The sequence below is a fragment of the Mycobacterium sp. genome, assembly GCF_052145595.1.
In the GTDB taxonomy this organism is placed as follows: domain Bacteria; phylum Actinomycetota; class Actinomycetes; order Mycobacteriales; family Mycobacteriaceae; genus Mycobacterium.
This window is the reverse complement of sequence record NZ_JBKQOI010000175.1, coordinates 1-14,185: the sequence shown is the minus strand read 5'-3', so window position 1 is coordinate 14,185 and position 14,185 is coordinate 1. Positions and strand designations below refer to the sequence as shown.

General features: G+C 66.7%; 16 protein-coding genes. 11 read left to right on the top strand and 5 right to left on the bottom strand.

Features of this window, described 5'->3' with window-relative positions:
* Positions 1-117: 117 nt before the first annotated feature.
* A complete protein-coding gene (locus ACLP4W_RS16560) occupies positions 118-786 on the bottom strand; it encodes an O-methyltransferase (protein WP_442387702.1) in 669 nt (222 codons plus the stop codon).
* A 201-nt stretch (positions 787-987) separates the two neighbouring features.
* On the opposite strand from ACLP4W_RS16560, the gene sigE reads away from it, so the two are divergent.
* From sigE to tatB, 4 genes are all read left to right on the top strand, one after another.
* Entirely contained in the window at positions 988-1,752 is a 765-nt protein-coding gene (gene sigE / locus ACLP4W_RS16555; protein WP_442387700.1) for an RNA polymerase sigma factor SigE, read from the top strand.
* A 265-nt stretch (positions 1,753-2,017) separates the two neighbouring features.
* Positions 2,018-2,416, top strand: a complete 399-nt coding sequence (gene rseA, locus ACLP4W_RS16550; RefSeq protein ID WP_442387698.1) for an anti-sigma E factor RseA — start codon at positions 2,018-2,020, stop codon at positions 2,414-2,416.
* A gap of 121 nt (positions 2,417-2,537) precedes the next feature.
* Positions 2,538-4,052, top strand: a complete 1,515-nt coding sequence (gene htrA, locus ACLP4W_RS16545) for a serine protease HtrA (RefSeq protein ID WP_442387696.1) — start codon at positions 2,538-2,540, stop codon at positions 4,050-4,052.
* Complete coding sequence (gene tatB, locus ACLP4W_RS16540) at positions 4,053-4,445, top strand: Sec-independent protein translocase protein TatB (protein ID WP_442387694.1); 393 nt, start codon at positions 4,053-4,055, stop codon at positions 4,443-4,445.
* 21 nt (positions 4,446-4,466) lie between these two features.
* Here tatB and ACLP4W_RS16535 read toward each other — a convergent pair whose 3' ends face one another.
* From ACLP4W_RS16535 to ACLP4W_RS16525, 3 genes are all read right to left on the bottom strand, one after another.
* Positions 4,467-5,624, bottom strand: coding sequence for an Mrp/NBP35 family ATP-binding protein (locus ACLP4W_RS16535; protein ID WP_442387692.1), 1,158 nt, complete (start codon positions 5,622-5,624; stop codon positions 4,467-4,469).
* Between the two features lie 35 nt (positions 5,625-5,659).
* Positions 5,660-7,009 (bottom strand): lytic transglycosylase domain-containing protein, encoded by a 1,350-nt coding sequence (locus ACLP4W_RS16530; protein ID WP_442387691.1) that lies wholly within the window; start codon positions 7,007-7,009, stop codon positions 5,660-5,662.
* 157 nt (positions 7,010-7,166) lie between these two features.
* Complete coding sequence (locus ACLP4W_RS16525) at positions 7,167-7,706, bottom strand: DUF4190 domain-containing protein (RefSeq protein WP_442387689.1); 540 nt, start codon at positions 7,704-7,706, stop codon at positions 7,167-7,169.
* 24 nt (positions 7,707-7,730) lie between these two features.
* Here ACLP4W_RS16525 and ACLP4W_RS16520 point away from each other — a divergent pair, with 24 nt between their 5' ends.
* From ACLP4W_RS16520 to ACLP4W_RS16490, 7 genes are read left to right on the top strand one after another with little or no spacing between them, the layout of a single operon-like run.
* A complete protein-coding gene (locus tag ACLP4W_RS16520; protein ID WP_442387687.1) occupies positions 7,731-7,868 on the top strand; it encodes a hypothetical protein in 138 nt (45 codons plus the stop codon).
* On the top strand, positions 7,865-8,392 hold the full coding sequence (locus tag ACLP4W_RS16515) for a general stress protein (protein WP_442387685.1): 528 nt from the start codon (positions 7,865-7,867) through the stop codon (positions 8,390-8,392). The genes ACLP4W_RS16520 and ACLP4W_RS16515 overlap by 4 nt, the downstream gene beginning before the upstream one ends.
* Before the next feature lie 12 nt (positions 8,393-8,404).
* Entirely contained in the window at positions 8,405-9,832 is a 1,428-nt protein-coding gene (locus tag ACLP4W_RS16510; protein ID WP_442387683.1) for an extracellular solute-binding protein, read from the top strand.
* Positions 9,829-10,752 carry a carbohydrate ABC transporter permease gene (locus tag ACLP4W_RS16505; protein ID WP_442387681.1) on the top strand — a complete coding sequence of 308 codons (924 nt, stop codon included), beginning with the start codon at positions 9,829-9,831 and terminating at the stop codon, positions 10,750-10,752. Before ACLP4W_RS16510 ends, ACLP4W_RS16505 begins: the two co-directional genes overlap by 4 nt.
* Positions 10,753-10,768: 16 nt before the next feature.
* Positions 10,769-11,593 carry a carbohydrate ABC transporter permease gene (locus ACLP4W_RS16500; RefSeq protein WP_442387704.1) on the top strand — a complete coding sequence of 275 codons (825 nt, stop codon included), beginning with the start codon at positions 10,769-10,771 and terminating at the stop codon, positions 11,591-11,593.
* Positions 11,594-11,598: 5 nt separating this feature from the next.
* Positions 11,599-12,777 carry an ABC transporter ATP-binding protein gene (locus tag ACLP4W_RS16495; RefSeq protein ID WP_442387679.1) on the top strand — a complete coding sequence of 393 codons (1,179 nt, stop codon included), beginning with the start codon at positions 11,599-11,601 and terminating at the stop codon, positions 12,775-12,777.
* Positions 12,774-13,394 (top strand): suppressor of fused domain protein, encoded by a 621-nt coding sequence (locus tag ACLP4W_RS16490; protein ID WP_442387677.1) that lies wholly within the window; start codon positions 12,774-12,776, stop codon positions 13,392-13,394. Before ACLP4W_RS16495 ends, ACLP4W_RS16490 begins: the two co-directional genes overlap by 4 nt.
* Positions 13,395-13,519: 125 nt before the next feature.
* Here the strand turns inward: ACLP4W_RS16490 and ACLP4W_RS16485 are convergent.
* The coding region (locus tag ACLP4W_RS16485) for a magnesium and cobalt transport protein CorA (protein ID WP_442387675.1) at positions 13,520-14,185 on the bottom strand (666 nt) is incomplete at its 5' end.

Sequence of the window (14,185 nt, the reverse complement as noted above, 5' to 3'; positions counted from 1 at the left end):
ACGCGTCGACACGACACGCTCGACGCCACCAAGGACTCATCCGGTCAACGAAGCGGCGGCCACGACGACGGTTGCGGCCGCCGCTTCACCCTGCCCCTTGACAAAGTCCCCTCCATATCAGTCGCGGACCGCGGCCAGCAAGCCGTCGCCGAGCGGCACCAGCGCGGGGGTGAGCCGCTCGTCCTCGGCGATGAGCCGGGCCGCCTCCCGCACCGCGTTCACCTCGGCGTCGCGCGCCGCGGGATCGCCGGCCCGCCCGCCCAGCCCCGCACGGTGCACCACGATGACGCCGCCGGATCGCAGCAGCCGCACGCCCTCGACGACGTAATCCGCCTGGTCGATCGGGTCGGCGTCGATGAACACCAGGTCATACGACTCGTCGGCGAGCCGGGTGAGCACCTCTTGGGCGCGGCCGCTGATCAGCCTGGTGCGCGACGGTCCGATGCCGGCCTCGGAGAAGGCCTGCTTGGCCAGCCGCAGGTACTCGGGCTCGATATCGATCGTCGTCAATACGCCCTCGTCGCCCATGCCCGACAGCAACCACAGTCCGCTGACCCCCGCGCCGGTACCGACCTCGGCGACGGCCTTGCCACCGCTGAGCTTGACCAGCAGGCTCAACAGCGCACCGACCGCGGGCGTCACCGCTTCGGCGCCGATTTCGGTGGCGCGCTCGCGGGCGGCCGCCAGGAGCGCATCTTCTGATATCGACCCCTCGGCGTGGGCGCAGAGTGATTCGGCCCGACTGGGGGCCATCTGGCCGGGGGTTTCTGCGTCGGTGCCGTTCATGCCCGCAGCGTATTCCAATTCGCGGCGCATTCGGTCAGGCGCGCCTGAGCGGGGCCGTCACGACACGCCCGGAGCCCGCGGGGCGACCAAGGTCACTTCACGGTGGATATGCGCTGCATAACCGTTGTAACGATCTGGATTCTCAGCCTTAGCTCAGATTGCTCCTATGCCCCGCATACGCGGATACGCGACGGTATCCCTATGGAACGCGGAGGGGGCTGGGCCGGGAATACACCATGGCAGCTATGTGTTCCCGGTGACGAACTGCCAATCCATGGCAAGGCACGTGCGGAGGATTCGATCATCACCACGCTTTTGAGCCCGACCACCATGTCTCACGCCCAGGACCGCCCGGACGACGAATGGGTGCAAACGTCAGACGCGTTGCAGGGCACCGCGGTATTCGACGCGACGGGGGACAAGGCGACGATGCCGTCGTGGGACGAGCTGGTGCGTCAGCACGCCGACCGGGTGTACCGGTTGGCCTACCGGCTCTCCGGTAACCAGCACGACGCTGAGGACCTGACCCAGGAGACCTTCATCCGGGTTTTCCGGTCGGTGCAGAACTACCAACCGGGAACTTTCGAAGGTTGGTTGCACCGCATCACCACCAACCTCTTCCTCGACATGGTGCGCAGGCGCGCCCGCATCCGGATGGAAGCGTTGCCCGAGGATTACGACCGGGTGCCCGCCGACGAGCCCAACCCGGAGCAGATCTATCACGATTCGCGGCTTGGGCCCGACCTGCAGGCCGCTCTGGACTCGCTGCCGCCGGAATTTCGTGCCGCGGTCGTGCTGTGCGACATCGAAGGTCTGTCCTACGAGGAGATCGGTGCCACCCTGGGCGTCAAGCTGGGCACCGTACGCAGCCGCATACACCGCGGACGTCAGGCGTTGCGCGACTATCTGGCCGCACACCCCGGACAAGGCGCCCACGCCCAGTCACTGCACGCCAAGTCGGCTTAACCCCAAGAACATCGCGCTGCAGCGACCGGGCTAGACCATGCGTCCTGCCCTGCCACTGCCGGACTGGGAACCCCGGCACCGGCGGTATCGGCGGGCTACTGCTCGGCGCAAACGGAATGTAAACACCGGCCGGGTGACGGCGGGGCCGACAGCGTGGTTGGCTAACCGGACCGCTAATCCTGGGGTTTCGCGAGCTGTAGATTGGGGTACCGGCGGCCGCGCCGCGCTACATTCGAAATATGCGCGCCAACGAAGGGAGCCGGTGATGGCCGACCGAGGAGAGGTGTTTCGCCGCGCGTTCTCCTGGCTCCCCGCACAGTTCGCCTCGCAAAGTGATGCGCCCGTCGGTGCGCCGCGCCGGTTCGGGTCCACCGAGCACCTGTCCACCGAGGCGATCGCGGCGTTCGTCGATGGTGAGCTGCGGATGAATGCGCACCTGCGGGCCGCGCATCACCTCTCGCTGTGCGCGGATTGCGCGGCCGAAGTGGATGATCAAACGCGGGCGCGTGCCGCCCTGCGCGACTCCCATCCGATCCGGATCCCCACCAATTTGCTCGGATTGCTGTCCCAAATTCCGCACTGTTCGCCCGACGACGACACGGCGCCACCAGTATCTGACCGTTTCGCCGACGGCGACCCGCGCAACCCGCGTAAACGCCGCTAGTTGACCGGCGACCAACACCGAGCCGTGGATACTAGGGTGGACACGGACAACGCGGTACCCGTATATCGCCCCCTACCAGGTCGTGTCTCGAGCGCGCAGAAGAGGATTCAAAGAGGATCACGTGACGTCCGACCAAGGCAATAACAGCGGCGAGGACAGCGGCAACCGCCTAGCGCCGCGTCCCATCTTCCGGCCACCGGTCGACCCCGCATCGCGTCAAACGTTCAGTCGTCCCGACGGACTGCAGGGGTCTTTCGTGGCCGAACGTGTCCGCCCGCAGAAGTACCGGGACCAGGCTGATTTCAGGCACGACGATCAGCCGGCCGATCCGGTCCTCCAGGACGCGTTCAGCCGGCCCGTCGGGACTTTGGATTCGCTACAGCGCCATCCGATCGATACCGGCGCGCTGGCCGCCGAGAAGGACGGCGCCGAGTCGGAGGAACCCGAAGATCCCTGGCGAGACCCGGCGGCTGCGGCCGCCCTGGGGACCCCGGCGGTTGCCCCGTCGATACCGCAAACCCCGCCGGGCTACGGCGGCAAGCTCGGCGTGCGCGACGTGCTGTTCGGGCGCAAGGTCTCCTACCTCGCGCTGGCAGTCCTGCTGCTCATCGCGCTGTTGGTCGGCGCGCTCGGCGGCGTGATCGGTCGGAAGACGGCCGAGGTCGTCGAGGCGTTCACCACCTCGAAGGTGACGCTGTCGACCAGCGGCAATGGAGAGCAGCCCGCGGGCCGGTTCGCCAAGGTGGCGGGCGCGACCGCCAACGCCGTGGTGACGATCGAATCCAAGAGCGACCAGGAGGGCATGCAGGGCTCCGGGGTCGTCGTCGATGGCCGCGGCTACATCGTCACCAACAACCACGTCATTTCCGAGGCGGCGAACAATCCCAGCCAGTTCAAGACGACCGTGGTCTTCAACGACGGCAAGGAGGTCCCCGCCAACCTGGTGGGCCGCGACCCCAAGACCGACCTGGCCGTGCTCAAGGTGGACAACGTCGACAACCTGGCCGTGGCCCAACTGGGCGATTCCGACAAGGTGCGCGTCGGCGACGAGGTCCTCGCCGCCGGTGCCCCGCTCGGTCTGCGCAGCACCGTGACCCACGGCATCATCAGCGCGCTGCACCGACCCGTCCCGTTGTCGGGCGAGGGCTCTGACACCGACACCGTCATCGACGCCCTGCAGACCGACGCGTCGATCAACCACGGCAACTCCGGCGGCCCGCTGATCGATATGAACTCCCAGGTGATCGGCATCAACACCGCGGGCAAGTCGCTGTCGGACAGCGCGAGCGGGCTGGGCTTCGCGATCCCGATCAACGAGGCTAAAGAGGTTGCGCAGACCCTGATCAAAGACGGAAAGATCGTGCACCCGACCATCGGTGTCAGCACCCGGTCGGTGAGCAACGCGATCGCCGCCGGCGCCCAGGTTGCCAACGTCAAGGCGGGAAGCCCCGCGCAAAAGGGCGGGATCCTGGAAAACGACGTGATAGTCAAGGTTGGTAACCGTACGGTCGCCGACGCCGACGAGTTCGTCGTCGCCGTGAGACAGCTGAACATCGGCCAGGACGCCCCGATAGAGGTGGTCCGCGATGGTCGCCACGTCACGCTGACGGTGAAGCCCGACCCGGATACCGGCTAGATGTTCGCGAACCTGAGCTGGGAGCACGTCCTGGTTCTCGTTGTGGTCGGGCTGGTGATCCTGGGGCCGGAGCGGCTTCCCGGCGCAATCCGGTGGACGTCGAACGCGCTCCGGCAGGCGCGTGACTACCTCAGCGGGATGACCAGCCAGCTGCGGGAGGACATCGGACCCGAGTTCGACGAGCTGCGTGGCCCGATCAGCGAGTTGCAGAAACTGCGCGGGATGACACCGCGCGCCGCGCTGACCAAGCACCTCCTGGACGGAGACGACTCCTTCTTCACCGGCAACTTCGACAGGCCGGTCAACGGAGCCCCGCCGGAACCGGTGCAGTCGGCACAGCCCGCTGACCAGCACACCGGTGGCCCCACGCCCTTCGATACCGACGCGACCTGAACTGATTCGGCTGCCGGCCGCTCAGCGCCTGGTCGGGTCGAGGCCCAGCGACACTCCCGCCAATCCGCGCCGTCGCGACGACAGGGTGTCGGCCACGCTGCGCAACTCCTTGCCGACAGGGGAGTCGGGTGCGCTCAGCACGATCGGAATTCCCGAATCGCCGGCGGCCACCAGTGCCGGGTCCAGCGGGATCTGGCCCAGCAGCGGCACGTCGGCGCCGACCGCACGCGACAACCGCTCGGCGACCTGCTGGCCGCCCCCCTCGCCGAATACCTGCATCGTGGAGCCGTCCGGCAGCATCAGCCCCGACATGTTCTCGACCACGCCGACGATGCGCTGACGCGTCTGCACCGCGATGCTGCCGGCCCGCTCGGCGACCTCGGCCGCGGCCAGCTGTGGCGTGGTCACCACCAGGATCTCCGCGTTGGGGATCAGCTGAGCCACCGAGATGGCGACGTCGCCGGTCCCCGGCGGCAAATCGAGCAGCAGGACGTCCAGATCCCCCCAGTAGACGTCGGCCAGGAACTGCTGCAATGCCCGGTGCAGCATCGGCCCGCGCCACACCACCGGCGTGTTGCCCTCGGTGAACTGGGCGATCGAGATGACTTTCACCTCGTGGGCGATGGGCGGCAGGATCATCGACTCGACCTGGGTGGGCCGGTCGGTGGTGCCCATCATCCTGGGGATGGAATGGCCGTGGATGTCGGCGTCGAGCACGCCGACCGACAGCCCGCGGGCGGCCATCGCCGTTGCCAGGTTGACCGTGACGGTGGACTTCCCGACCCCGCCCTTGCCGGACGCCACCGCATACACCCGGGTCAGTGAGCTGGGCTGGGCGAACGGAATGACGGGCTCGCGGGCATCCCCGCGCAACTGTTTGCGCAGCTCGGTGCGCTGGTCGTCGCTCATCACATCCAGGGTGACTTTCACCGCGCCGGTCCCGGGAACGTCGGCGACCGCCTTGGCGACGCGCTCGCTGATTTCGGTCTTCTTCGGGCAGGCGGCGGTGGTCAGGTAAATCGCCACGTGCACACCGCCATCGGGCTCGATGTCGACGCCCTTGACCATCCCGAGTTCGGTGATGGGACGGCGTAGTTCGGGGTCGATCACCTTCCCCAGTGCGGCGCGGATGGCTGCGCTTCGGTCGGCTTTCAAATCAGAAGAGTCATGACTGGACATCACCGCCGAGTCTAGGCGTGCTCGGCCGTGGCCGGTTAGCCGCCCGGAGGGGGCGCGGGCGAGCCGGACGCCGTCGGCGGCGGGTCGGCCGGCTTGGGCGATTTCGAGGCTTTGGGCGCTCCGGCGGCCGGGCTCGCCGGTGGCGAATTCGGTGCAGGGCCCGCGGGCGGGGCCGGTGGCATGCCGGCGGGCGGTGCCGGCGGCGGGACGGCGTCGGGAGGTGGCGGTCCAGACCCCGGCGGGGGAAATGGCGGCGGCAGTTGCGGCCCCGGCGGCGCCGGGTTTTGTGGGCCGATGCAGATCAGCGTGCAGCCGGGCTGCTGCGTCTGTGCCTGCTGCCCGGCGGTCGGAGCCATCCACGGGAACATCGGCGGCTGACCGGTGAGCTGGGGCTGGCTGAAGTCGATCAACGGCACGCGCGACAGCGGGTCGTCCGTCGGCAGCCCGAGGATGTTCATCGGCAGGCCAGGTCCGAGTCCCTCCGGATGCTCGTCGTGCGCGTCGCCGAGCGGTGGTGGTGGCCCGGTGAGCGGCGGCAGGTCGACCGGGACTACACCGGTGGCGTACGCCGCGGCCCAGCCCAGCACGTTCTGCGCGTACGACATCGAGTTGTTGTAGCGCAGGATCGCGGACATGACCTGCGCCGGGTCGCGCAGGTTGAGCCCGCCGCTGCACAGGTACCGGGCGGCGGCCAGCGTGGAGTCGAAAAGATTCTGCGGATCGGCCGTGCCGTCGCCTTTGCCGTCGGAGGCGTAGCGCGCCCAGGTGCCGGGCAAGAACTGCATCGGCCCCATCGCGCGGGCGTAAGTGGCGCGGTTGCCGACGCTGCTTTGCGCAATGACCTCGTTGCCGGGCAGCGTGCCGTCCAACGCGGGACCGTAGATCGGGACTATCGCGGTGCCGCGTGCATCGACGGCGCCGCCGCCCGCGTGGCCCGACTCGATGCGCCCGATTCCGGCCAGCAGGTTCCAGCTGACGCCGCAGCCCGGGGCGGCGACGGCCATCTTCTGTTCGGCGCTGCGGTATGCGACGAGTGCGACGGACGGAATGCCCAGCGCGCCAGGCGCATTCACGATCATCGGCGGGGGCGGCGCAACCGAAGCGGCCTCCGCGACGTGGAACGCGGTTGGTCCGCGCTCGATGGCGATGACGACCGGGCCGGACTGATCCGGGACGGTGGGGGAAACCGCGGCCACCGGGGTAACGGCGGCATGCACCGACGGGAGCTGTCCGTGGAAGGTGGGGGCCGCGCCCCCGACCGCTCCGGCCAACACCAAGGGCGTGATCACGGCGACGCCGAACGCCGGTGCGCGTTTCACGCGGAGTGCCCGCTGCCGCACGGCCGTCGCGGCCGGGCGTACACCCCAGCGTCTCCCTATGCGCACTCGACCGTCCTAATGGTGTGAGCTGGCCGGAAGTTACCTCTTCTTAACTTCGTGAACTAGATCACCATACATAACTCTTGTGACACGAGTGGCGCAATGGTTTGACTGCTTCTCACCCGGGATTCTTCGCGATCGGCCCACATCGCCGGCGGTCCTCTTATTGAGGGCGCATCGCCAAGATCCCGATGACCAAGTAGACGATCAGGGTCGCGATGCCGATCACGATGCCGGCGACGGCCAACCCGTAGCCTTCTTCGCGGGTCTGTTTGATCTGGTCGACGGCGACCGTGCCGAGCACGATGGCCACAATCGCGCCGATGAAGCACAACACCCCGACGAGCGCGGAGACCAGCGAGGCGATCGCCAGTCGGTTCGTCCCGGGCTGCGTGCCTTCCTGGTGCCAGTAGCCGCCCGGATAACCTGGCGCGGGGTGGTGGGCGCCCGGATAGGAAGGCGGCCCGGGCGGATACAGGGGGCCGCCATAGCCCGGCGGCTGCCCGTATCCGGGCGGTGGGTATTCGGCCGGATAGCCGGGAGGGTAGTTGGGCGGTGAATACGCATGCGGCGGATTCTCGGCCGCGGGCGGATCCCAGGGGGCGTGCCAATCCGGCTGCTCGGGGGCTCGGCCGCCGGTCTGCGACGGGTTTGCCTCGTCGCCATGGCCACCCTGATCGAAGCCACCGCCGGGAGCTGACATGGTGTTCAACCTAGCCTATGCGCTGTGGCGATTGCCGCCGCGAAGCACGGCGCCGACCGCTGTGTGGTGGGGCACAACGGTTCGCTGGGAGGTCGCCTCGGTGGGCGTGGGAGGGCCGGGGGTGAGACGATGGCCGAGGCGGAGCAGAATGAGCACAAATGACTAGTCCCTTCCAGCCTGGACAGGTTCCCGGCGCGGCGCCTCCGGGCGCGGCGGGCCGTCGGCATGGTGTGCCCGCATTACCCACGCCGCCCAAGGGCTGGCCGGTTGGTTCCTACCCCACCTACGCCGAGGCGCAGCGCGCCGTCGACTTCCTGTCCGACCAAGAGTTCCCCGTTCAGCAGGTGACCATTGTTGGCGTCGATCTCATGCAGGTTGAACGGGTCACCGGACGGCTGTCATGGCCCAAAGTGCTCGGCGGGGGTGTCCTGACCGGGGCCTGGCTCGGCTTGTTCATCGGGTTGGTGCTCGGCTTCTTCAGCCCCAATCCATGGGCCGCCCTGGTCACTGGCCTGGTCGCCGGGGTGTTCTTCGGATTGATCACCTCCGCGGTTCCGTACGCAATGGCCCGTGGCACGAGGGATTTCAGCTCGACCATGCAATTGGTGGCCGGCCGCTACGACGTACTCTGCGATCCGCAAAACGCAGAGAAGGCACGGGATCTGTTGGCGCGCCTGGCGATCTGACGCTTCAACACGATGCGCGAGAGACAATCGGTGGGTCGTCGCGGGCGCGCACGCCAAGTGGGGGCAATCGTGCTGGCGACGGCGACCATCGCATCGGTGTCGTCGGCCTGCGGGTCGGGCGGCAACGAGCTGGTGATCAGCTTCTATACACCGGCCACCGACGGCGCGACATTTACCGCGGTTGCTCAGGATTGCACCAGGCAATTCGGCGGCCGGTTCGCCATCCGGCACGTGAGTCTGCCCAGGGCTCCCGGTGAGCAACGCGTACAGCTGGCCCGGCGGCTGAGCGCGCACGACCGCGGCCTGGACGTGATGGCGCTGGACGTGGTGTGGACCGCGGAGTTCGCCGAGGCGGGCTGGGCGCTGCCGCTGTCCGACGACCCGGCCGGGCAGGCCGAGGCCGATGCGACCGTCGACACCCTGCCGGGACCGCTCGCGACGGCACGTTGGAAGCACAAGTTATACGGCGCACCCGTCACCACCAATACCCAATTGCTCTGGTACCGGCCGGATTTGGTAAACCAACCGCCGGCGACCTGGGACGCCGTGGTGGCCGAAGCCGCCAAACTGCACGAAGCGGGTCTGCCCGGCCGCATCGCCGTGCAGGCCAACGAGGGCGAAGGTCTGGTGGTGTGGTTCAACACGCTGCTGGTGAGCGCGGGCGGTCAGGTGCTCTCCGAGGACGGCCGCCACGTCACGTTGACCGACACGCCTGCGCACCGGGCCGCCACGGTCAGCGCGCTGCGGATTCTCAAGTCGGTGGCCACCGCACCGGGAGCCGACCCGTCGATCACCCGGACCGACGAGGGCACTGCACGATTGGCGGTCGAACAGGGCAAGGCCGCGCTCGAAGTCAACTGGCCTTACGTGCTGGCGTCCCTGCTGGAGAACGCGGTGAAGGGCGGTGTGCCCTTCCTGCCGCTCAACGGGAATCCGGCGTTGGCCGGCAGCGTCAACGACGTCGGGACGTTCGCGCCCACCGACGAGCAATTTCGCGTCGCCTACGAGGCCAGCCAGAAGGTCTTCGGTTTCGCGCCCTACCCAGGTGTGGCGCCGGGCCAGCCGGCCAAGGTGACGATCGGCGGGTTGAACCTGGCGGTGGCCAGTGCCAGCCGCCACCGCGCGGAGGCTTTCGAAGCCGTGCGCTGCCTGCGGAGCCCGCAGAGTCAGAAGTACGTCTCGATCCAGGGCGGCCTGCCCGCGGTGCGCGCCTCGCTCTATTCCGACCCGCAGTTCCAGGCCAAGTATCCGATGTACACCGTCATTCGCCGGCAGCTCACCGACGCCGCCGTACGTCCGGCGACCCCGGTCTATCAGGCGGTGGCCATTCGACTCGCGTCGGTGCTGAGCCCGATCACCGAGATTGACCCGGAGCGGACGGCCGACGAGCTCACCGCGCAGGTGCAAAAGGCCATCGACGGCAAGGGGCTGTTGCCGTGACCCGCCCCGGCGACGATGCGGTGGGGGCACCGCCGGCACGAACCCGAAAGCGGCCGCCAGAACAAAGGCTGGCCTTCGCCCTGGTCGCACCGGCGGCGATTCTCATGCTGGCGGTGACGGGCTATCCGATCGGCTACGCCGTCTGGCTTAGCCTGCAGCGCAACAACCTTGCCACTCCCAACGACACCGCGTTCATCGGCTTGGGCAATTACCAAACCATTTTGACCGACCGGTATTGGTGGACGGCGTTGGTGGTAACGCTGGCGATCACGGTGGTTTCGGTGTCGATCGAGTTCGTGCTGGGCCTGGCGCTGGCGCTGGTGATGCACCGCACCCTCGTCGGCAAGGGTTTGGTGCGCACCGCGATACTCATCCCGTACGGGATCGTCACCGCGGTCGCGTCGTACAGCTGGTACTATGCCTGGACGCCGGGGACCGGATACCTGGCAAACCTGCTGCCGCAAGGCAGTGCGCCGCTGACTCAACAGATCCCGTCGCTGGGCATCGTCGTCATCGCCGAGGTCTGGAAGACCACGCCGTTCATGTCGCTGCTGCTACTGGCCGGGTTGGCGCTGGTACCAGAGGATTTACTGAAAGCCGCCCAGGTCGATGGCGCCGGCGCCTGGCGGCGGTTGACCGGGGTCATCTTGCCGATGATCAAGCCGGCGGTCGTGGTCGCGCTGCTATTCCGGACGCTGGACGCCTTTCGCATCTTCGACAGCATCTACGTGCTCACTCAGGGCACCAACAACACCGACTCGGTGTCAATCCTGGGCTACGACAACCTGTTCAAGGGCTTCAACGTGGGGCTGGGCTCGGCGATCAGCGTGCTGATCTTCGTGTGCGTGGGGATCATCGCGCTGGTCTTCATCAAGGTGTTCGGCGCCGCGGCGCCTGGGGGTGATGTTGATGGTCGTTGAATGGGGAGGGGCACGGGTGGGCGCGCGGCGCGCCACGATCTGGGCCGTCATCGACACCCTTGTCGTGGTGTATGCGCTTCTTCCAGTGCTGTGGATTCTCAGCCTGTCCCTCAAACCGACGTCAACGGTCAAGGACGGCAAGCTGATTCCCTCGTCGGTGACCCTCGACAACTACCGCGGCATCTTCCGGGGGGACTTGTTCGGCTCAGCACTGACCAACTCCGTCGGGATCGGGTTGATCACCACCGTCATCGCGGTGGTGCTCGGCGCGATGGCCGCCTACGCGATCGCCCGGCTGAACTTTCCCGGCAAGCGGCTGCTCATCGGTGCCACACTGCTGATCACCATGTTTCCGGCTATTTCCCTGGTCACGCCGTTGTTCAATATCGAACGCTTCCTCGGCCTGTTCGACACCTGGCCGGGATTGATCCTGCCGTACATCACATTCGCCCTGCCCCTTGCCATCTACACCTTGTCGGCATTCTTCCGGGAGATCCCATGGGATTTGGAGAAGGCGGCCAAGATGGACGGCGCTACGCCGAGCCAGACCTTCCGCAAGATTATCGTCCCGCTGGCCGCACCCGGACTGGTGACCGCGGCGATCCTGGTGTTCATCTTCGCCTGGAACGACCTGCTGCTGGCGCTGTCGCTGACCGCCACCAAGGCGGCGATCACCGCGCCAGTGGCGATCGTGAACTTCAGCGGCACTTCGCAGTTCGAGGAACCAACCGGATCGATCGCGGCGGGCGCGGTTGTGATTACGGTACCTATCATCGTGTTTGTTCTAATTTTCCAAAGACGAATTGTCGCCGGGTTGACCTCCGGCGCTGTGAAGGGATAGCTCCGATGGCCGAGATCGTGTTGGCGCACGTCAACAAGAGTTACCCCGACGGTGCGACGGCGGTGAAAGACCTCAGCATCACGATTGCCGACGGTGAATTCTTGATCCTAGTGGGGCCGTCCGGGTGTGGCAAGACCACGACGCTGAATATGATTGCGGGACTTGAGGATATCTCGTCGGGCGAGTTGCGTATCGACGGCGAACGCATGAACGAGAAGGCGCCCAAAGACCGCGATATCGCAATGGTCTTTCAGTCTTACGCGCTTTACCCGCACATGACCGTGCGGCAGAACATTGCGTTTCCGCTGACCCTGGCCAAGATGAAGAAGAGCGAGATTGCGCAGAAGGTCGAGGAGACAGCCAAAATCCTTGACCTGAGCGAACTTCTGGATCGTAAGCCGTCTCAGCTGTCGGGTGGACAACGACAGCGGGTCGCGATGGGCCGGGCCATCGTACGCCACCCCAAGGCATTCCTGATGGACGAGCCGCTGTCCAACCTGGACGCCAAACTGCGGGTGCAGATGCGCGGCGAGATCGCCCGGCTGCAACGGAGATTGGGCACCACCACCGTCTACGTCACCCACGACCAAACCGAGGCCATGACATTGGGAGACCGCGTCGTGGTGATGCACGGGGGTGTGGCACAGCAGATCGGCACCCCGGACGAGGTTTACGAGAGCCCCGCCAATCTTTTCGTTGCGGGATTCATCGGCTCGCCGGCGATGAATTTCTTCCCGGCCACGTTGACACCGATCGGACTGAAGTTGTCCTTCGGTGAGGTGATGCTGACGCCGGAAGTGCAGGAGGTGATCGCTTCGCACCCGAAACCGGACAACGTCATCGTCGGGGTGCGGCCCGAGCACCTGGCCGATGCCGCGTTGATTGACGGCTACCAGCGCATCAGGGCGCTGACCTTCGAGGTGAAGGTCGACCTGGTCGAATCGCTGGGCGCCGACAAATACGTGTACTTCACCACCGCGGGTCCGGCAGTGCACTCGGCTCAGTTGGATGAACTGGAGGCCCAGGGGGAAATGCGCGAAAATCAGTTCGTGGCAAGGGTTACCGCCGAGTCGAAGGCGGCCGTCGGGCAGTCGGTCGAGTTGGCGTTCGACACCACCAAACTGGCCGTTTTCGACGCCGACTCCGGGGTGAACCTGACGATCGCGCCGTCTGCGCTTAAGTGACACAGATTCTGGATCGACTGCGCGCACACCTGCGCAGCCACTTCGCCGAGGTTGGTGTCGGGGCCGAGCCTGATTCGGCGAGCGTGACATTTCTGGGCACCGAACCCATCGAGGTGCTGCGATTTCGTGGTGGCGCAGAAGGGTTGGTGCATTACGTGTCGCTGGGGTGCTCGCGCCATCCGATGACCGATCCGACGGAACCATTCGCCGATCACCAGCGCGGCCCGCGCGCCGAAATCACGCTGCGCCTGCGGGATCCGGGGCCCGCCACGGGCATTGCCCGCAGCCTGGCCATCCTGGCGGCTGCGCCGGCGGTCGACGGTCTGGTGCTGGCCGCCGAAGCGCTGATTGACCTCGGCTCGCCGCTATGGGCGTCGCCGTCGCGCCGCGTCCCGTTCACCGCGGTGTTGTTGGGCCACAGCGACATCCCGGATCTGCCGCTGGAGCCGCCGCGCGACCCGGTGAAGTTCCTATCGGCGACTCCGATCACCGCGACCGAGGCGGCATGGGTGCGGCTCAAAGGCGGCTTGAAAGGGGCCCAGGCCATGCGACGGGCATGGCAGAACGACGGCGTGGACGTGCTGGATCCGAATCGGCCTGCGGCACAACCGGACTGACATGAGCTTGGTTCATCGACTCTGCGTAGGCGGCGTCGACTCTGCGCCCACGGCGGGCGAATCGCGAAATTGCTACCCTGGACGCACACTCGAAGCCGCCAGCGCACAGTCGGCGCGCGAGCGGGCTACAGCCAATTGTTGCGCCGGAATTGGAAGTACAGGACCAGGCAGGCCAGGGTCATCAAGGCCATTATCCCCGGGTAACCCCACGTCCAGTTGAGCTCGGGCATGAAATGGAAGTTCATCCCGTAGATGGCGGCGACCATGGTGGGCACCGCCAAGATGCCGGCTATGGCCGCCATCTTGCGCATATCGTTGTTCTGCTGCATGCCGACGCGGGCCAGTGCGGCCTGTATCAGCGAGTTGAGCATGTCGTCGTAGCTGGCGATGTGCTCTGCGGCCTCGGAATGGTGGTCGGCGAGGTCGCGCAGGTAGCGCCGCACCTCTTTGGAGATCAGGTCTTTGTTTTCCTGCTGGATTCGCTGGAACGCGCCGGACAGTGGGTTGACGCACCGGCGCAGTTCGACGACCTCGCGCTTGAGCAGGTAGATCGGTTCGACATCGAGCTTGCGGCCCGGGGCGAACGCCACTTCCTCGATGCTGTCGATATCGGATTCGACCAGATGGCTCACCTCGAGGTAGTGGTTCACCACCTCGTGGGCGACGGCGTGCATCACCGCGTACGGTCCCAGGCGTAGCTGCTCGGGGTCGGCATCCATGCGCTTGCGTACCTGAGACAGTCCGCCGTGCTCACCGTGGCGGACGGTGACCACGAAATCCTTGCCGACGAA

Excerpts from the sequence above, each read along its gene's own strand:
- ACLP4W_RS16560 (WP_442387702.1), bottom strand. The coding sequence starts at position 786 with ATGAACGGCACCGACGCAGAAACCCCCGGCCAGATGGCCCCCAGTCGG.
- sigE (WP_442387700.1), top strand. The coding sequence starts at position 988 with ATGGAACGCGGAGGGGGCTGGGCCGGGAATACACCATGGCAGCTATGT.
- rseA (WP_442387698.1), top strand. The coding sequence starts at position 2,018 with ATGGCCGACCGAGGAGAGGTGTTTCGCCGCGCGTTCTCCTGGCTCCCC.
- tatB (WP_442387694.1), top strand. The coding sequence starts at position 4,053 with ATGTTCGCGAACCTGAGCTGGGAGCACGTCCTGGTTCTCGTTGTGGTC.
- ACLP4W_RS16535 (WP_442387692.1), bottom strand. The coding sequence starts at position 5,624 with ATGTCCAGTCATGACTCTTCTGATTTGAAAGCCGACCGAAGCGCAGCC.
- ACLP4W_RS16525 (WP_442387689.1), bottom strand. The coding sequence starts at position 7,706 with ATGTCAGCTCCCGGCGGTGGCTTCGATCAGGGTGGCCATGGCGACGAG.
- ACLP4W_RS16515 (WP_442387685.1), top strand. The coding sequence starts at position 7,865 with ATGACTAGTCCCTTCCAGCCTGGACAGGTTCCCGGCGCGGCGCCTCCG.
- ACLP4W_RS16510 (WP_442387683.1), top strand. The coding sequence starts at position 8,405 with ATGCGCGAGAGACAATCGGTGGGTCGTCGCGGGCGCGCACGCCAAGTG.
- ACLP4W_RS16495 (WP_442387679.1), top strand. The coding sequence starts at position 11,599 with ATGGCCGAGATCGTGTTGGCGCACGTCAACAAGAGTTACCCCGACGGT.